17 protein-coding genes, 1 pseudogene and 1 other annotated feature (1 of these 19 only partly in view) are annotated in these 19,776 nt (G+C 37.5%); of the genes and pseudogenes, 1 reads left to right on the top strand and 17 read right to left on the bottom strand.

The window, feature by feature from the left end:
* Nucleotides 1–22: 22 nt before the first annotated feature.
* From KQI71_RS02680 to KQI71_RS02600, 17 genes and pseudogenes are all read right to left on the bottom strand, one after another.
* Complete coding sequence (locus KQI71_RS02680) at nt 23–622, bottom strand: hydrolase (RefSeq protein WP_216433834.1); 600 nt, start codon at nt 620–622, stop codon at nt 23–25.
* A 554-nt stretch (nt 623–1,176) separates the two neighbouring features.
* Nucleotides 1,177–1,632: pseudogene (locus KQI71_RS02675) on the bottom strand (GNAT family N-acetyltransferase).
* 184 nt (nt 1,633–1,816) lie between these two features.
* Complete coding sequence (lysS, locus tag KQI71_RS02670) at nt 1,817–3,721, bottom strand: lysine--tRNA ligase (protein WP_216433832.1); 1,905 nt, start codon at nt 3,719–3,721, stop codon at nt 1,817–1,819.
* 15 nt (nt 3,722–3,736) lie between these two features.
* A complete protein-coding gene (greA, locus tag KQI71_RS02665) occupies nt 3,737–4,216 on the bottom strand; it encodes a transcription elongation factor GreA (RefSeq protein WP_216433829.1) in 480 nt (159 codons plus the stop codon).
* A gap of 86 nt (nt 4,217–4,302) precedes the next feature.
* Entirely contained in the window at nt 4,303–5,295 is a 993-nt protein-coding gene (gene dusB / locus KQI71_RS02660) for a tRNA dihydrouridine synthase DusB (protein WP_216433827.1), read from the bottom strand.
* On the bottom strand, nt 5,282–6,046 hold the full coding sequence (locus KQI71_RS02655) for a type III pantothenate kinase (protein ID WP_216433825.1): 765 nt from the start codon (nt 6,044–6,046) through the stop codon (nt 5,282–5,284). Before KQI71_RS02655 ends, dusB begins: the two co-directional genes overlap by 14 nt.
* A 4-nt stretch (nt 6,047–6,050) precedes the next feature.
* Complete coding sequence (locus tag KQI71_RS02650; RefSeq protein WP_216433823.1) at nt 6,051–6,380, bottom strand: DUF6145 family protein; 330 nt, start codon at nt 6,378–6,380, stop codon at nt 6,051–6,053.
* 16 nt (nt 6,381–6,396) lie between these two features.
* Nucleotides 6,397–7,377: a biotin--[acetyl-CoA-carboxylase] ligase gene (locus KQI71_RS02645; RefSeq protein ID WP_216434185.1), complete on the bottom strand. Its 981-nt coding sequence runs from the start codon at nt 7,375–7,377 to the stop codon at nt 6,397–6,399.
* Between the two features lie 9 nt (nt 7,378–7,386).
* Nucleotides 7,387–8,325, bottom strand: coding sequence for an ornithine carbamoyltransferase (argF, locus tag KQI71_RS02640; RefSeq protein ID WP_216433821.1), 939 nt, complete (start codon nt 8,323–8,325; stop codon nt 7,387–7,389).
* A gap of 72 nt (nt 8,326–8,397) precedes the next feature.
* Complete coding sequence (locus tag KQI71_RS02635) at nt 8,398–9,057, bottom strand: SGNH/GDSL hydrolase family protein (protein ID WP_216433819.1); 660 nt, start codon at nt 9,055–9,057, stop codon at nt 8,398–8,400.
* A gap of 97 nt (nt 9,058–9,154) precedes the next feature.
* Entirely contained in the window at nt 9,155–10,090 is a 936-nt protein-coding gene (locus KQI71_RS02630; RefSeq protein WP_216433817.1) for an SPFH domain-containing protein, read from the bottom strand.
* A 1-nt stretch (nt 10,091) separates the two neighbouring features.
* Nucleotides 10,092–10,538: an NfeD family protein gene (locus KQI71_RS02625; RefSeq protein WP_216433816.1), complete on the bottom strand. Its 447-nt coding sequence runs from the start codon at nt 10,536–10,538 to the stop codon at nt 10,092–10,094.
* Nucleotide 10,539: 1 nt separating this feature from the next.
* Nucleotides 10,540–11,313, bottom strand: a complete 774-nt coding sequence (locus KQI71_RS02620) for a TrmH family RNA methyltransferase (RefSeq protein WP_216433814.1) — start codon at nt 11,311–11,313, stop codon at nt 10,540–10,542.
* Between the two features lie 8 nt (nt 11,314–11,321).
* On the bottom strand, nt 11,322–11,966 hold the full coding sequence (locus KQI71_RS02615; protein ID WP_216433812.1) for a potassium channel family protein: 645 nt from the start codon (nt 11,964–11,966) through the stop codon (nt 11,322–11,324).
* Between the two features lie 20 nt (nt 11,967–11,986).
* Entirely contained in the window at nt 11,987–13,348 is a 1,362-nt protein-coding gene (locus KQI71_RS02610) for a TrkH family potassium uptake protein (protein WP_216433810.1), read from the bottom strand.
* A 103-nt stretch (nt 13,349–13,451) separates the two neighbouring features.
* A complete protein-coding gene (gene pfkA / locus KQI71_RS02605; RefSeq protein WP_216433808.1) occupies nt 13,452–14,441 on the bottom strand; it encodes a 6-phosphofructokinase in 990 nt (329 codons plus the stop codon).
* A gap of 83 nt (nt 14,442–14,524) precedes the next feature.
* Nucleotides 14,525–17,980: a DNA polymerase III subunit alpha gene (locus KQI71_RS02600; protein ID WP_216433806.1), complete on the bottom strand. Its 3,456-nt coding sequence runs from the start codon at nt 17,978–17,980 to the stop codon at nt 14,525–14,527.
* Nucleotides 17,981–18,138: 158 nt separating this feature from the next.
* Here KQI71_RS02600 and KQI71_RS02595 point away from each other — a divergent pair, with 158 nt between their 5' ends.
* Complete coding sequence (locus tag KQI71_RS02595; RefSeq protein WP_216433805.1) at nt 18,139–19,497, top strand: UDP-N-acetylmuramoyl-tripeptide--D-alanyl-D-alanine ligase; 1,359 nt, start codon at nt 18,139–18,141, stop codon at nt 19,495–19,497.
* Nucleotides 19,498–19,582: 85 nt separating this feature from the next.
* Nucleotides 19,583–19,776: a binding site (T-box leader), on the top strand (it continues 41 nt past the right edge of the window).

Raw genomic sequence — 19,776 nt, 5'->3', positions numbered from 1 at the left:
ACAACTTCAATATAATCTATATCTACTCGGCTTCTAATTCTTTATTGATAATGTCTTCACTGTCAGCCATTGCTTGCAAGGTCATGGCAAGAAGCTTTTCTAATTCCCATCCAAGCTGGTCTGCGCCTCTCTCAATTACCTCTCTTGAGCAACCTGCGGCAAATCCCTTACTCTTATATTTTTTCTTTAAAGATTTCAGTTTCATATCCTTAGTGCTTTTCGATGGACGCATGAGCGCTGCTGCCCAAATCAGGCCTGTCAGTTCATCAACTGCAAACAACACTTTCTCCATCTCATGGATAGGCTCCACATCCAGTGTCACACCGCACTCAATCGTAATTCCATAACCATGTGAAACAACTCCATGAATAATATCTTCTGATACTCCTCCCTCTCTTAAAAGTTCTGGTGCTTTCAAGCAATGCTCTGCTGGATAATTTTCAAAATCTATGTCGTGCAATAGCCCAACGATTCCCCAATGTTCCTCTTCTGCACCATAACCTAATTCTCTTGCATACCATTTCATCACAGCCTCTACAGTAAGAGCATGCTGAATATGAAATGGATCTTTGTTATACTTCTTTAGCAATGTAAATGCCTTTTCTCTTGAAATATCATTCATAATTATCAATCTCCTTAATATCAATTTTAAAACCCTACAATCGTAAAGCAAATGACAGCGGATGGATTCGAACCATCATATTCCGTCTATACAACCTATGTCATTCCAGCGGCCCACCGTCAGATTTTTAGTTATTTCTCATCTTTTTTGGTAATAAAAAAAGCCTGAGATTTACTCCCAGGCAATAATATACATGATATAAATTAATTTCGAATGTATGACAAATGAGCCATACACCTGGTCATATCATCTACCTGGGAGAATAGCATCCAACACATACACATATCTGTTCCAGTAGATATGTCTAGACCAATATACCAAGTCCTCTCCCCGGCTTTCAAATGGATAGCATCCTGCGCTGTTCATATCCTGAATCCCATACTTTTATCTGAAATTAGAAAAATATTTTTCTAATCGTTCTCCGGAATAACTGAATCCAGCAGGAAGTCCAAAACTCGCCCCAATCAGCATAGCATCCGAGTAATTTCTCATCAAAAAAGCCCTTTGAGAAAAGGATTTCTCCTCTCTCAAAGGGCTTTTTGATAAATTGAAAATTATCTAGTCAATTTCTCCATTATATAATTCGTAAGAGAGATTCCGTGCCGGACAACTTCCTGTTCTCGAATAACACAATATCCTCGATGCAGAAAAAATGGCTTTGCTGTAATAGAAGCGTGTGTAGTAATTCATTTTCCTTTTATTGAACATTCCAACTCATTGCAAATCGCAGATGCAATACTTTTACCTTGATGGTCTTTGTGAACAAACAATCTGTCCAAGTATCCAGATTTATCCATATCTCCAAAGCCAACAATCTTGTTATTTTCCACAGCGACAATCGTTTCATGCTTTAGAAAAGAACTGTTCCATTCTTGCAAATCTACTTTTCCTGTTGCCCAAACATTTAATTGTTCTTTTGTGTAATCCCTTGCATTCACGCTGTGAACAGTTTGATAAAACAATTTTGCCAACGGTTCACAGTCAGCAGGTTTATATCTTCGAAGTTGCATTTTTATCCTTACAAATATCACTTGTATTTCTTTTTACTTTTGAAAATGGGCAATCCTGATTAGGACTGCCCACTCATTTTGTTAATTGTACAATTTTGCTTGCATCAATTTAAGCATCAAATGACATAAGTTTGATGTAAATTGATGTTTTTTCTTTTTTCAATAAATGAAGTTATATCTTATTTTAGTACAGTTTTGCTCCTGCTGGAATATGATCATCTACCATTAAAAGATGGAGTTTTTCTTCCCCTTCTTCTTCATGAATTGCAGATAAGAGCATTCCACAAGAATCAATTCCCATCATTGCACGTGGTGGAAGATTCACAATTGCAATCAGTGTTTTTCCAACCAATTCTTCCGGCTCATAGTAAGCATGAATTCCGCTTAAGATTGTACGGTCTGTTCCTGTTCCATCATCTAAAGTAAACTGAAGAAGTTTCTTAGATTTTTTTACTGCCTCGCATGCTTTTACTTTCACTGCTCTAAAATCAGATTTACTAAAAGTATCAAAATCTACCATTTCTTCAAATAATGGCTCTACTTTTACTTTTGAGAAGTCAATCACTTCTTTTTCAGGTGCAGCTACTGGTTTTGCAGCTTTCTTTGTTTCTTTTGCATTCAGAGACTTCATGGTTGGGAATAATAATACATCTCTAATTGCTGTTGAATTTGTTAACAGCATTACCATTCGGTCGATTCCGAATCCGATTCCACCTGTTGGTGGCATACCAATTTCTAATGCATTTAAGAAATCTTCATCTGTTGTGTTAGCTTCCTCATCTCCCTGGGCAAGAAGTTCTTCCTGGGCTTTGAAACGTTCTCTCTGATCAATTGGATCATTTAACTCAGAGTAAGCATTTGCCATTTCCCATCCATTCATAAAGAACTCAAAACGTTCTACATAATCTGGATTTTCTGGTTTTCTCTTTGTTAATGGAGAGATTTCCACTGGATGATCCATAACAAAAGTAGGCTGGATCAGTTTATCTTCTACAAACTCTTCGAAGAAAAGATTTAAGATATCTCCTCGCTTATGACGTTCTTCATATTCTACATGGTGTTCCTGTGCAGCTGCTCTTGCTTCTTCCAGTGTATTGATCTGATTAAAGTCTACACCTGAATATTTTTTGACAGCATCTACCATTGTAATTCTTTCAAATGGTTTTCCAAGATCAATTTCAAAATCTTTGTACTGAATCTTTGTTCCGCCACATACTTCCTGTGCAAGATAACGATATAAATTTTCTGTTAGATCCATCATGCCATGATAGTCTGTATATGCCTGATATAATTCCATCAGTGTAAATTCCGGATTATGACGGGTATCAACACCTTCATTACGGAATACACGTCCGATTTCATATACTTTTTCTAAACCACCAACAATCAGTCTCTTTAAATATAATTCCAGAGAAATACGTAATTTGACATCTTCACTTAATGCGTTGTAGTGAGTTTCAAATGGTCTTGCAGCAGCTCCTCCAGCATTGGCTACTAACATAGGAGTTTCTACCTCCATAAATCCCTGTCCATCAAGATAATTACGAATTTTACTGATGATTTTAGAACGTTTGATAAATACCTCTTTGGATTCTTCGTTCATAATCAGATCTACATATCTTTGACGATATCTTGTATCTGTATCTGTTAATCCATGGAATTTTTCAGGGAGTGGGCGAAGACTCTTTGATAATAATACAACTTCTGTTGCATGAATGGATTTCTCTCCTGTCTTTGTCGCAAAAACTCTTCCTTTGATTCCTACGATATCACCAATATCCATTTTTTTGAAATCTTTATATTCTTCTACACCGATTTCATCTCTTGCAACATATGCTTGAATTCCACCTTGAAGATCCTGAACATTACAAAAAGAAGCTTTTCCCATAACACGTTTGAACATTAAACGTCCTGCAACTGCTACATCCGTTCCTTCCAGTTCTTCAAAATGATCTTTAATTTCTTTTGAATGATGTGTCACATCATATTTCATGATCTCAAAAGGATTTTTTCCTGCTTCCTGTAAATCAGCAAGTTTTTGTCTCCTTACTTTAATGAGTTCGTTTGTATCTTTTTTCTGTTCTGCCACTTTTCTTACTTCCTCTTACTTTCTCTGTACGTCAATGACTCTGAAATCATTTACCTGATTAATTCCTTCTACAGAAACAACATCTCCGATCTTCTTTCCAAGAAGAGCTCTTCCAATCGGTGCTTCATTGGAAATCTTATTCTGCAGAATATCTGCTTCTGTAGAACCTACGATATGGTAAGTTACTTCTTTTCCGAGAGTGATATCTTCTAATACGACAAGACATCCAAGGCTGATAACACCTTTTTCAAATTTTTCATCAATGACAACCGCATTTTTTAAAATCTTTTCGATTTCTTCAATACGTGCTTCCATATCACGCTGTTCGTCTTTTGCTGCATCGTATTCCGCGTTTTCTGATAAGTCACCCTGTTCTCTTGCTTCTTTAATCTTTTGTGCAATCTCTTTACGTCTTACGACTTTTAATTCCTGTAATTCATCTTCTAATGCTTTTAAACCAGCGGGGGTTAATATATTCTTTTTTGCCTCTGCCATAACACTCTTCCTTTCGTTCTAGATGTTAACTGATTAATTATATCCTACATCGTTTTCTTTTGTCAATGCTGATGCGTTTTTCCTTTTTAAGCTTCATTGGCCTTTAAATAACTAAGAAGTAACTCTTCCAGCTGCTCATATGTTTCTGTATGATTCACCTTATCACGAAGTTTTGCAGCACCCTGAAAACCAAAGGTGTACCAGGCAACATGTTTACGCATTTCTCGTACTCCAGTATATTCTCCTTTGAAATCGATCATCATCTTTCCATGCCGCAGCATCATTGCAACTACTTCTTGTAAAGATGGTCTTGAAAGTTTTTCTCCCGTTTCAAAATAATAAATCATTTCTTTGAAAATCCATGGATTTCCCTTGGCTCTCCTTCCAATCATAAAACCATCACAATCTGTTTGCTCCTTCATATGCAGTGCATCTTCTGGACAGGTAATATCCCCATTTCCAATCACCGGAATATGAACAGCTTCTTTTACTTTTCGTATAATTTCCCAGTCTGCTTTTCCAGAATAATATTGCTCTCTTGTTCTTCCATGAACAGCAATTGCTTTGGCCCCATTTTCTTCTGCAATCTGCGCCATCTCCACTGCATTGATATGATCATCATCAAATCCTTTTCGGATCTTTACTGTCACTGGTACTTTAACCGCTGATGATACCGCTCGAATAACTTCTCCTGCCAGTTTCGGGTTTTTCATTAATGCTGATCCATCTCCATTATTTACAATTTTGGGTACTGGGCATCCCATATTGATATCAATCAGCTGAAATTTCCCATGATCTACTTGCGCCGCCATTTGTCCCATAATTTCTGGATCTGAGCCAAAAATCTGAATAGCTACCGGTTGTTCTTTTTCATCAGTTGCCATTAATGGCTCAGATTTACGGTTTCCATAATATAATCCTTTTGCACTAACCATTTCCGTGCACATCAATCCCGCACCTTGTTCCTTACACAACAAACGATACGGAAGATCTGTAACTCCAGCCATTGGAGCCAGTGCAAATGGATGCTCGATCTTCACATTTCCAATCACTAAAGGTTGTATTTTACTGTTTTTCATAAATAATCTCCAACCCTTTTAATGTAAGTGTCTCATCATAGTAGTCAATCTCATCGACCGCATCTGCTACCATTTTTCCAAGACCTCCTGTTGCGATGACCTTCATCTCATGATATCCCGATTCTAGCTTCATCTGCTGAATGATATGCTTTGTCTCACCGACAACTCCGTAAAACAGCCCTGCCTGCATACTACTGATCGTATTATGTGCAAGAATAGTTTTAGGTTTTACAATTTCAATTTCCGGAAGTCTTGCAGCTCCCTGCCAAAGGGCATTGGCTGAAGTGCGGATTCCAGGAACCGTAACTCCAGCAAGAAACACACCATGTTCTGTTACCATATCATACGTTGTCGCTGTCCCATAATCAATGACTAATGCTGGTCCTCCATAAATCTCATATCCTGCTACAAGATCGACGATACGATCGGCTCCTACTTCTCTTGGATTCAAACGGCCAAGGTTAATTCCTGTCTTAATTCCAGGTCCGACAATAATCGGTTTTACGCCAAAATACTTAATCAAACCACTTGCTAGTGAATGCATAATATTAGGAACAACAGATCCAATCACTGCTGCCTTCACTTCTTCACACTGCAATCCTTTCTCACGTAATAGATTTGCAAGTACTAATCCGAATTCATCTGATGTTCTTGGAATTTTTGTTGTGATTCGAAACAACTCGATAATCTCTTTGCGCCGAAATACTCCAATTGTAATATTCGTATTTCCGACATCCAGTGCTAATAACATATTTCTATACCTCTTCTCCTAAAAAGAATACTCTGTAATACATCTCCAGAGATTCCCACAGGTCTCTCTTCTCTTTTTGCATTTGTTTAATTTTTAATGCACTTCCAATTTCGTCATAAAAGAAATCGTTTTCCTCTGCTCTTGTCACAAAAGATAGATGTCCGTCTTCATCAAATTCTAGTGTAAGAATTCCTCCAACTTCTGCCGTATAAAGAACACAGGCGATTTTCAATTCATCTTTTACCTGATCCGGCAGTCCTTGAAAATCTTCATTTAAATAATATTTTTTTTGATATGCATTGGACCCACACAAGGTCACTTTATCCTGATACATAGCGATCTATAACTCCTTATACATAACCTAAAATTCCACGGACAGATACTTCTCCAGATAAGATAGGTTCTATCGTTCCACTTGCAGTTTCTGCCAGAAGCTCTCCGCGTTCATTAATTCCATGGGATGTGTAAATTGTTTCTTTTGACCCACGAATCACTCGAATTTTTTGATTCATATGAACAAGCAAATGATTATATTCATCCTTGAAAGTTGATAAATCCTCTGTCTGAATAAACTGTTCATAATATTTTTCAAAATATTCCAAAACTTTTGCCGCCAAAAGTGCACGGTAAACTCTTTTTCCTGTTTCTATCTGAAGAGACGTTGCTTTATCTTTCAAATCATCTGGAAATTTTTCCATATTTACATTAATTCCAAGACCTACAACAATATAATTCAATTCGTCCATCTGTGCACTAAGTTCTGTCAGAATTCCACAAACTTTTTTTCCATTTACAATTAAATCATTTGGCCATTTAATACCACAGCTGACATTCGTAACTTCGTTAATTGCTTTTGCAACTGCTAATGCTGTAATCAATGTCAACATTGAACTATTTTCCAAAGCGATCTCCGGTTTCAGAAGAAAACTCATCCAAATTCCAGTCCCGGCTTTTCCAAGCCAACTTCTTCCACGTCTTCCTTTTCCACTCACCTGTTCTTCTGCAATTACTGTTAAACCATGTTCTGCACCAGCCTCTGCTAATCGTCTTACTTCCAGGTTTGTTGAATCAATCATATCATAAAAACGAAGATCTTTTCCAAGCCACTGGCTGTTTAGATTGCTTGACACTGCTTCCTGCGTAATGAGATCTGGACATGTTACAAGTCGATACCCACGCTTTGTCACAGAATCAATCTCATATCCTTCTTCTTTGAGTGCCTTGATATGTTTCCATACAGCAGTTCTTGATACATTCAGTTTTTCACAAAGTTCCTGACCGGAGATATAATCTCCGGCCTCTTTTAATTCTTTTAGAATTCTGGTTTTCATCATTCCAGTTTATTCTCCTAATGTTGCTACCATAACGGCTTTGATCGTATGCATACGGTTCTCTGCTTCATCAAAGATGACATCTGCAAATTTTTCAAAGACATCTTCTGTAATCTCATTTCCTTTTACTGCTGGCAGACAGTGCATGACAATGGTACGATCTTTTCCTGTTTTGGCAAGCATTTCCTTGTTTACCTGATATGGACGTAGCAGTGCAACACGCTCTGCTGATTTTTCTTCTTCTCCCATAGATACCCATACATCTGTATAAATACAGTCAGCACCTTTCACTGCTTCATCTACATTTTCTGTAAATGTAAGTTTTGCTCCAGATTCTTTTGCATACTCTTCACACTGATGAATTAATTCTTCTTTCGGCCATAAGCTCTTTGGTGCCAGGCATGTAAAGTTTACACCCATCTTAGCACATCCAATCATCAGGGAATTTCCCATATTATTGCGCCCATCTCCTGCGAAAACAAAATTCAGTCCTTTTAATTCTCCAAACTGTTCTCTTAATGTAAGAAAATCTGCAAGAATCTGTGTTGGATGATAGTCATCTGTTAAACCATTCCATACAGGAACTCCACTGTATTTTGCAAGTTTTTCTACATTTTCATGGAGAAATCCGCGGAACTCAATTCCGTCAAACATTCTTCCAAGAACTCTTGCTGTATCTTCTACAGATTCTTTATGTCCAAGCTGAATATCATCTTTTCCTAAATACTCTGGATGTCCACCTTCATCAATACATCCAATCGTAAAAGAACATCTGGTTCTTGTACTTGGTTTTTCAAAAATCAGGGCAATATTTTTCCCTTTTAAACTATTTCCTGTAATTCCTTTTTTCTTATCAGCCTTTAATTTTGCTGCAAGATCCAATAAATATCCAATTTCGTCCGGCGTAAAATCTTTTAACGTCAGAAAACTTCTTCCTTTTAAATTCATTTGTTTATTCCTCCGGTTTTTTTCGCTTATTTACTAGCTATTATATAGGAAGCTTCCACGGTTGACAACCCCTTAACAATCCGTCAGATCAAGGATTTCTCTGCATTTTTTTGTGACAGCTTCTCCAAGTGTCCTGTGGCTTTCTTCACTTAAATGACAGGCATCTATTTTTGATGGCTGTGCGTACAGAGCTGCATCCAAAAAATCAATATGATGGAATTTTGCCCATTCTTCATAAATCGGTGCCAAGCGTTTCGAATATTCAATTCCACGCTCAAATCCCATTTCTTCCCCACTTGGTATCTCACAAAGATTATCTCCAATATGCGGCGGGGCCATTAAAAGAATTTTGGCTGGTTTTCCATCCTCTCTCTTTTGTGGTGTAATCGAAAGAATCATTTTAATCAAACGATCAATCCCTTTTCCAATATCCGTCGGTGTTGCCTGAAAACGAATTTTCAAATCATTTGTTCCAAGCATTAAAATCACAAGATCCACAGGTCCATGACTGTGCAGACAGGGATCAAGGTAGGTGACTCCATTTCTTCCTGGCCGAATCTCATCTTCAAAACAAGTGGTTCTTCCGTTTAATCCTTCTGGTATTACAATTGCCTTATCTCCAAGATTTTTTTGTAAAATACTCGTCCATCGTTTTTCATATGGATAACGGAACCCATTTTCTGGATTATAACCATACGTATTTGAATCCCCAAAACAAACGATTGTCTTCATTGTCAAACCTCCTATCAAAAAACCCCTTCAAGACATAAACGATGTCTTAAAGGGATATTCTTTGTTATTCCATATTGATCAGTCTATCCTTCCTGGATTATACATCTGCTTCTTCTTTTTGTCCAATCTCCGTTACAGATTTTACAAGTCCTGCAAGGCTTTGAATTTCTGATGGAATGATAATTTTTGTTGCTTTTCCATCAGCCGCTTTTGCAAACGCTTCCAGACTCTTTAACTGAATAACTGCATCATCTGCACCTGCATTTTTAATAAATTCAATTCCCTGTGCATTGGCTTGCTGAATTTTACGAATCGCCTCTGCCTGACCTTCGGCTTCTTTAATCGTTGCCTCTTTTTGAGCTTCTGCACGTAAGATTGCAGATTCTTTATCACCCTGTGCCTGAAGAACCACGGATTCCTTTTGTCCCTCTGCACGTAAAATTGCAGATTTCTTTTCACCTTCCGCAATCAGAATAGCTTCTCGTCTTTCTCGTTCCGCCTTCATCTGTTTTTCCATAGCATCTTGAATTGCTGCTGGTGGAATGATATTTTTTAATTCTACACGATTGACCTTGATTCCCCATGGATCTGTTGCAACATCTAGAGTCGAACGCATCTGTGTATTGATTGTTTCTCTTGAAGTCAATGTTTCATCCAATTCCAAATCTCCAATGACATTACGAAGCGTTGTCGCTGTCAGATTTTCAATTGCCATGATTGGATTTTCTACTCCATAACTATACAATTTAGGATCTGTAATCTGAAAATAAACAACAGTGTCAATCTGCATGGTGACATTATCTTTTGTAATGACCGGCTGTGGTGGAAAATCTACAACCTGTTCCTTTAAATTTACCTTTCTTGCCACACGATCAATAAACGGAACTTTTACATGAAGCCCTACAGACCATGTGCCCTGATAAGCACCAAGTCTTTCTACCACATAAGCATGTGCCTGCGGTACAACGCGGATTGTTGAAATAATTACTAACACAACAAGTATAATAATGACCGCTAAAAAAATAATTGCCATATTACGCCTCCTCTTCATCCTCACTGATTGCTCTTACGATCAGTTTTACTCCTCTGATATCACAAATTTTTACTTCCATGTCTTTTGGAATCGGTATTCCATCCTCTGATCTTGCAGTCCAATCTAACCCGTTAACATAAACTTTTCCGGTTTCTAGGCGATTATCGATCGTCTCTCGAACCAGACCTTTCTCACCAATCAAAGCATCTACATTTGTTTTTTGCACCCTGCTATTTAAATATTTTTTTGCCCAAGGTCTTGTCAAGGCAAAAAGAATCGCTGTAATAACAAGGAACAAAATCATCTGAACCATCAAAGATGCTCCGACAAAAGCTGCGATTCCTGCCACAAAAGCACCTGCAGCAAACCAGATACTGGTCAGACCAAGAGTCATAATTTCGACCAACAAAAACACAATTGTAGCCCCGATCCAGTAAAGTGCATACACGCTACTTTCCTCCTTCCTCTCGCTGACGTCTTGCCTCATAGACAAGAAGTCCGGATGCCATTGCTGCATTTAACGATTCAACCTTTCCATGCATTGGAATTTTGATTAACTTCTGTGCAGCATCTGACATGTGTTGACTAAGGCCATTTCCTTCATTTCCAATGAAAAATGCCGTCCCTTGATGGAAGTTTTCTTTTGTATAGTTTGTTCCATCCAGATGCGCTGCATACGTTGTAATATGGCTTTTTTTCAGAAATTCAAGTGCCTCATCCATATTGTCTATATATAAAAACGGCATACGGAAAATAGAACCCATGGTAGATCTTATGACTTTTGGATTATAAATATCCACCGTATCACGACTCATAAGAACTCCTGTCACACCAGCCCCTTCTCCTGTCCGCAGAATTGTTCCAAGATTGCCTGGATCCTGAATATTTTCAAGAACCAGAAGTAATGGATTCCCTTTTACAAGGTCTTCCAACTCATATTTTTGCATTTTTACAAGTGCAAGAACCCCTTGTGGTGTCATTGTATCCGAAATTTCTTTCATAATTTTTTCTGATACAAATTCTGGTTCTATCTGTTGGAATAATTCTTTATGCATTTGAAAAAATTCTTCTGTTACAAATGCTTTGTACAATAGTTTTTCTGGAATTTCTTCAAACATGCGAATACCTTCTACAAGAAATAATCCTTGTTTCCTACGCTCTCTAGCACTTTTTTTTAATTTTAAAATATTTTTTATCTGTTTGTTCTGATTTGTTGTAATCATAATTTCCCTCAACGAAGTTTTGAAAGACAATCTTTTTTCCCGATTAATACAAGACTTTGATTTTCCTGCAGTGGTTCATTTGGATTCGGTGCTCCATCTACACCTTGATGACTTTCAATTGCAATCACATTTAAATGATACCGTTCTCTAAAATTAATCTCTGCAAGAGATTTTCCAACCCATTCCTGTCTAACAGAAATTTTTACAATACTTGTATCCGCTGACAAATCAAAAAGATCTGTCATTCTTCCTCCCAGAAGATTGTTTGCAATTCTTGCCCCCATTTCTTCTTCTGGATAAACAATTTCATCGGCTCCAACTCTTCGTAAAATTTCTCCTTTTAATTTTCCATCTGCCTTTGCAAGAATATATGGCACTCCAATTTCTTTTGCAATCATTACTGCCATAACACTGGCATCAAGATGTTCTGCCGTTGCAAGAACCATCGCATCCATTTCCTCAAGACCAATACTACTCATCATCTCTCGATCAGATACATCCGCACACACTGCACAGGTAACATCATCCGCAATTTCTCTTACAAGATCTTCCTTGATATCTATGGCAAGTACTTCTGCTCCATCTTTCATCAAATTTCTTGCCACACTATCTCCAAATTTACCAAGTCCTAAAACTGCAACTGATTTTTTCATCTCAAACCTCACATTTCTTTTTATAAAATCAGATCCTCTTGTGGATATTTAAATACCCGTTTCTTTTTCTTTTTGCCACTCTCTGAAAATCCCATCGCCATGGAAATTGGTCCAACTCTTCCGATATACATTGTAATGATAATAATCATCTTACCTGCAATTGACAATCCTGGAGTCATTCCTTTTGTTAATCCAACTGTGGCCAAAGCAGAAACACACTCATAACATGTATTCATAAATGTCCCATGATCAGTAAGCAATAACAGCAAAATAGATGTTAGCAAAACGATCAGATGAATCACAATAATTGCAAGTGCTTTTGATACAAGAGAAGGGGATACTCTTCTTCGAAATAAACTAATATCATCTTCTTGTTTTACAACCGCGATTACACAGTAAATTAAAATAACAAATGTGATTGTTTTTACACCACCCGCAGTTCCCATCGGTGATCCTCCAATAAACATTAGAATCATCGAAATCAAAGAAGATCCCTCGGAAAGAGCTCCTTGCGCTACCGTCTCAAAACCAGCTGTACGGGTCGTTACTGCCTGAAACATTGAAGCCATGATCTTATCTCCTATCGGAAGATTTCCCATTGTATGTGGATTATGATATTCAAAGATAAAGATCAACACCGTTCCTGCTATAATCAAAAAGGCCGTCGCTGACAATACAATCTTTGTATGAAATTTCAATTTTTGTATTCCACGAATCAAACTACAATTTCTTTTTCTTACCTCTTTTAACATCTGATAGAGATCTCTCCATACAATAAAACCAAGTCCTCCTAAAATAATCAGGGCCATCGTTGTAAAATTGATAACTGGATTGCTTACATAAGATCTTAGGCTATCCTCCTTTACAATGTCCATCCCTGCATTACAAAATGCAGAAACGGAGTTGAATACGGAAGCCCATAATCCATAACCAACACCAAATTGTGGAACAAACTGCGTTGCAAAAAGCAGAGCTCCTAACCCTTCCACCAAAAAAGTACCTTTAAAAATACGGCAAACCATTCTAACAAGTCCTGACATCGTATTTAATCCAAGGGATTCCTGAACAAGCAGACGATCTCCAAGAGATAACCTTTTTCCAAGTAAAAACAACATACCTGTTGTTATTGTAATAACTCCAAGGCCTCCGATTTGTATCAGGAGCATGATCACAAATTGTCCAAAAATACTCCAGTGTGTCATCGTCACTTCCACAACCAATCCTGTCACACATACAGAAGTTGTTGCTGTAAACAGTGCATCAATATATGGTGTCATATGCCCACTTTTTGATGCAACTGGAAGTGTCAGAAGAACAGACCCTACCAAAATGGTAAGCAAAAAGCCTATCAGTATAATCTGTACCGGTTTTAAATTTTTCATGGCACGCTTCTAACCTCTTCTCTCTAAATTGAAAGAAGAGAAAAGCAAGCTTCCATCTCATACAAAAGAGGCCATGCTTTTCTCTTTCTTTATTTTCTGAATCTTATTTACCTAATAAATGAGCAATCTGTAACTGATATTCATCAATATGTTTTTCCATTGCAAGTCCTTCTTCAATGTCCATATCCATGAATTTACCATTCTGATATCCAACAACACGGTTTGTCTTACCTGCACAAAGAAGATCAACGGCATATGCACCCATCATAGATGCGTAAACACGATCTTTTGCTGTAGGGTTTCCACCACGCTGCATATGTCCAAGAATTGTTGCTCTTGTTTCAATTCCTGTTGCAGATTCGATTCTTTTAGCCATGCTGTAAGAATGTCCAACACCTTCTGCATTGATAACCATATGATGTGTTTTACCTCTTGCTCTGTTACGAAGCAGATGCTCGATGATTTGCTGTTCTACTTTTGGAAGGTTTCCATCGAAGCTTTCTGGAATCAGAATATCTTCTGCTCCTGTCGCAATACCACACCATAAAGCGATGTATCCAGCACCACGTCCCATAACTTCTACGATACTACATCTTTCATGAGATGTTGATGTATCACGGATTTTATCAATTGCTTCCATTGCTGTGTTAACAGCTGTATCGAAACCAATGGTATATTCTGTGCATGCAATATCCAAATCGATGGTTCCTGGAACTGCGATTGTGTTAATTCCAAGTTCTGCAAGTTTTTTTGCTCCCTGGAAAGATCCATCACCACCGATGACTACCAGACCTTCAATTCCGTGTGCTTTACAAATATCTGCACCCTTCTTCTGTCCTTCTGGTGTCTTAAATTCTTCACAACGAGCAGTGAACAGAATTGTTCCACCATGTGAAATACTGTCTGCAGTATCTCTAGGTGTTAAATCTACGATTTCTTCGTTTAACAGACCATTGTATCCTTTTTTAATACCTTTTACATTCAGTCCGCGTTCTTTACCAATTCTTACAACAGATCTAACTGCTGCGTTCATTGCTGGTGCGTCTCCTCCACTGGTCAGTACACCAATGGTTTTAATTTTTGGTTTTCCCATTTGCTACATCCTCCAATTTAACTCATACAATTCTTAGCTAGAATTATTCTAATTCATTTGACTCGATTTTTCAATAGTCTTTGTTATAATCCTAACGATCTAATGCGAATATTTTCTTTTCCATAACGCTTTTTTAACAAAATCATAAGCTCTTCATCGCCATTTATCATGAAATCATGTCCAAGTCGGTTCACTGCCCGTTCTTCCTTACAATAAACAACCACCGGACAATTTCCTTTATATGCACTTAACGTTTCTTTTAACAATAATTCTGCCTCAAAAAACTTATTTTTATTCTGGAATTGAATCCATAGTTCCTGAGAAATTCCATCAAAAGAAGCAATCTGATTACAAATCAATTTACTTTCTTCCTCCGAAACTTGCGCCGTTCCTTTAATAAAAATTTTTGCATCTTCTTTTAACAAAGACTGGTACGCGGCAAACTGTCTTGGAAATACAACAACATCAACCGTTCCTCTTAAATCTTCCAAAGTAAGAAATGCCATATTCTGATTTCTTCTTGTCAATTTAACCGTTAATTCACTAATAATTCCGCCAAGAATGCAACTTTGTTGATCATGAATCTTTGTCTTTCCGGTTTCTTCATCCATAACAAAATCAGATGTATGTGCTGTCACACTCTGTTCAAGAAGCGTCACATCATCATCTAACGGATGTCCACTAACATAAATTCCGAGCACTTCCTTTTCCATAGCAAGAAGCTGTTCTTTTTCATATTCTCCTACATCAGGATAGGAAATCTGAAAAGATTCTTTCTCTTCCTCTCCGAGAAGATCCATAAGACTCATTTGCCCTGCAATTTCATTTTTACGCTCTTTTTGGATGCTATCAATGACTCCTGCATAAACAAGCATCTGTTGTTTTCTCGTCACACCAAAACTATCCAATGCACCCGATTTAATTAAATTTTCCACTGTCCGTTTATTGATTTCCTTGCTTGAGAGGCGTTCTACAAGATCCTTAAAATCTTTGTATTTTCCATTGTCTTTACGTTCTCTTATAATTGCATCAATGACTGGTTTTCCAAGACTCTTAATTGCCGTCATTCCATAGCGAATATTTCCATGGTCAACAGAAAAAGCTCCTTCTCCATAATTAATATCCGGAGGCAGAATTTCAATGCCAAGCTTCCTGCAAGCATAACTATATTCTGCAATCTTTGCTGTGTTACCAAGAACTGATGTCAATAATGCGGCCATAAATTCTACCGGATAATGGCACCGCAGATAGGCTGTACGATAAGCGACAACTGCGTACGCTGCAGCATGCGATTTATTAAATGCGTATTTTGCAAAATCAAGCATTTCATCCCAAATCTGGTTTGCTGTTTTCTCATCAATTCCATTATTGATACAACCCGGAATCTTCTCGTCAGCATTTCCATAGACAAAATTCTGTCTCTCACGCGCCATGACATCTCCCTTCTTTTTTGACATGGCACGCCGCACAAGATCACTACGTCCAAGCGTATATCCAGCAAGTTTCATAACAATTTGCATAACTTGTTCCTGATAGACAATACATCCGTAAGTTGGCTCTAATATTTCTTCCATTTGTTGACATTCATAATGGATGCTTTCCCTGTGATTTTTTCCTTCTACATATCGCGGAATAAAATCCATCGGACCTGGGCGGTATAAAGAAATTCCCGCGATGATATCTTCCATATTTTCTGGTTTTAATTCTTTCATAAAAGATTTCATTCCGGAACTTTCCAACTGAAAAACTCCTTCGGTATGACCGTTTCCAATCATCTCATAAACAGTCGGATCATCTGGATTTATTTTTGTAATATCAAAATCAGGCACCCTTTTTTGCACCATTTTTTCTGCATCCTGAATGACGGTTAATGTTCGAAGACCAAGAAAGTCCATTTTTAACAACCCAAGCTCTTCAATGGTTGTCATCGTAAATTGAGTAACTACCGCATTATCTGCACCAGTTGCAAGCGGAACATATTCATCGATTGCTGTCTTACCGATGACAACTCCGGCTGCATGCATAGATGCATGCCTTGGAAGCCCTTCCAGACGTTTGGACATATCAATTAAATATTGTGTTTCCCGATCTTGCGTATAAATTTTTTTCAGATCCGGACTCATTTTTAATGCCTTATCAATTGTAATATTTAATTCATTTGGTACCATTTTCGAAATACTATCAACTTTTGCATAAGGAATATCAAGTACCCTTCCAACATCACGAATTACCGCTCTTGCCGCCATTGTTCCAAAAGTAATAATCTGAACAACCTGTTCTTTTCCATATTTTCTAACTACATAATCAATCACTTCTTGCCTGCGTTCATAACAGAAATCTACATCAATATCCGGCATGGATACACGTTCTGGATTTAAGAAACGCTCAAATAACAGCTGATATCGGATAGGATCAATATCTGTAATTTCCAAACAATAAGCCACAATACTTCCAGCAGCAGATCCACGTCCAGGTCCTACGGCAATTCCGTTTTCTTTGGCATAATGAATAAAATCCCAAACGATCAGAAAATAATCAACATATCCCATATTTTCGATGGTTTTTAACTCATATTCCAGTCGTTCTCTAAGCTCTTTTGTTACATCTGGATATCTTCTTTTTATTCCTTCCTCACAAAGATGTGTGAGATAACTGACGGCTGTATACCCTTGCGGAACTTCATATTTCGGTACTTTTTGCTCTCCAAATACGATTTCTACATTACATCGCTGCGCAATTTTTCCTGTATTTTCCAGAGCTTGCGCTGCGTATGGAAATAAGCGCTGCATTTCTTCTGGTGACTTTAAATAATACTGTCCACCTTCGTAACGCATACGATCTTCATCCTGCACTTTTTTTCCAGTCTGGATACAAAGAAGAATATCATGTGCTTCCGCATCTTCTTTATAAGTATAATGAATGTCATTGGTTGCCACCAATTCAATGCCTGTTTCTTTTGACATCCGAAGCAGCGCCGTATTCACTTTTGTCTGCTCACTAATACCATGATCCTGCAGTTCCAGGAAGAAATGTTCCTTTCCAAAGATATCTTGCAGCCTAAGTGCCGTCTCCTTTGCCTTTTCGTAGTGATCTTCCCTAATATAAGTTGCCACTTCTCCAGCCAAACAAGCACTTAACGCAATGAGTCCTTCTCTGTAACGTTCTAATACCTCATAATCAACTCGCGGTTTATAATAAAATCCTTCCGTAAACCCTCTGGAAACGATTTTCATCAAATTATGATATCCTGTATTATTTTCAGCAAGTAATACTAAATGGTAATAACGATGCTCACCTTTCCTGCTGTCTTTGTCAAATCTCGAACCCGTTGTTACATAAATCTCACATCCGATAATTGGCTTGATTCCTTCTGTTCTTGCAGCCTTATAAAAATCGATCACTCCATACATCGCTCCATGGTCTGTAATCGCAATGCTGTCCATTCCAAGTTCTTTTGTCTGATGAATTAGTTCCTTGATCTTACTCGATCCGTCCAAAAGGCTATACTCTGTATGAACATGTAAATGTGTAAAACTCATAAAACCTCTTTCTAAAAATTTTTTTAATTTTATGATAAATTACATAAATATTATTTTATTTATGTTTTTTTATTTTATCATACCATTCTGTTTTATGCTATAATCGGATAGTAATACACTATATAAATCATAAATCAAACAGAACTGAGGTTTCAAATATGGAAAATATGACAATTAACGATATTTTAACTGCAACCGGTGGAACTTTGCTATGCGGTGATCCTTCCTTTAAAATTGATCACATTAGTACAAATTCTATGGAAATGGGACCAAACACTCTATTTGTTCCAATCATTGGAGAACGAGTGGATGCCCATGTTTTTATCCCAAGTGCCTTAAAAAACGGTGGAGCCTGCCTAACACAGGAACACAATCATGCGGAAGGCAATGCCCCTTATGTTAAGGTTCCAGATACATTAAAAGCTATGCAGCAGATTGCTTCTTATTACCGCAATAAAATGTCCCTTCCAATCATCGGTGTTACTGGAAGTGTCGGAAAAACAACCACAAGAGAAATGATCGCTCATGTCCTAAAAGGAAAATATCAGGTTTTTGAAACAATTGGTAATCAAAATAGCCAAGTTGGTGTCCCTCTAACTTTAGATCATTTGACATCCAAAGATGAAATCGGTGTTCTGGAAATGGGAATGAGTGAGAAAGGACAGATCACAATTCTCGGTAATATCATTCATCCAAATGTTGGCGTTGTAACTAATGTCGGTGTATCTCATATCGAAATGATGGGATCTAGAGATAATATTTGCCTGGAAAAACTAGATATTCAAAATGGACTTCCAGAAGACGGTGTTCTTTTCTTAAACGGCGATAATGATATGATTCGCAAACATATCGATTATGTTAAAAAACCTTATGAATTTTACGGTTTTGCAAAAGATTGTACTTATCGCGCAGAAAAAATCCATGAGAAAGATGGACAGACTCTCTTCCAATTCTGCTACGGAAAACAAAAAGAAGATATTACCTTAAATGTTCTCGGAAAACATAATGTTTCAAACGCTCTCGCTGCCATCGCCATCGGCCTACGATATCACGTTCCAATGGAAGCGATTAAAAAACAATTATCCACATTTTCTGGTCAAAGACAAAATATTGTCAACGTTGGAGACTTTACAATAATCGATGATGCTTACAATGCAAGCCCAGATTCCATGAAAGCAAGTTTAAGCATTTTATCTGATTTCAAAACACGTGGAAGAAAAATTGCTGTTTTATCAGACATGCTGGAACTTGGTCCTGACTCTCCCTCTTATCACAAAGAAGTGGGAAAATTTATCGGTTCTACTAAAGTGACAGACCTTTTTATTACTGGCGAGCTTTCAAAAGAATATATTCAAGAAGCGTGGAAAGAAAATCCTTCTCTTCACACACGTGCTTTTGATTCTAACAGCGAATTAACAGCATTTTTAAAGGATTATCTTAAAAAGGGAGATGTTGTGCTAATCAAAGGTTCTAATGGAATGAAATTAAGTGAAGTTTCTAAAGCTCTTATGAAATAGTGCAAAATTGTATTTAAAATTATACATATTTTTCTCTTGACAAGGCCATTTTACGAGTCTACAATAAGTGCCAATGAAACGAATACAGAATGCAATGAGCAGGACAGGCAAGTGACTGACCCTTTTTCAGAGAGCTGTTGTGTGGTGTAAAACAGCAAAGGACTTTTATCTGCATCCCCTGCGAGCAGTCAACTGAACATGAAAAATAAGTAAGTGAGACCGGATTCCTTCCGTTATCAGGGAACACATTGACGGATGTGGCTAAGAGATTACAATCGT

It is taken from the genome of Anaerostipes sp. MSJ-23, assembly GCF_018918155.1.
Lineage (GTDB): Bacteria > Bacillota > Clostridia > Lachnospirales > Lachnospiraceae > Anaerostipes.
Note: the sequence above shows the minus strand (reverse complement) of the source record. Positions and strands in the feature narration are given on the sequence as shown.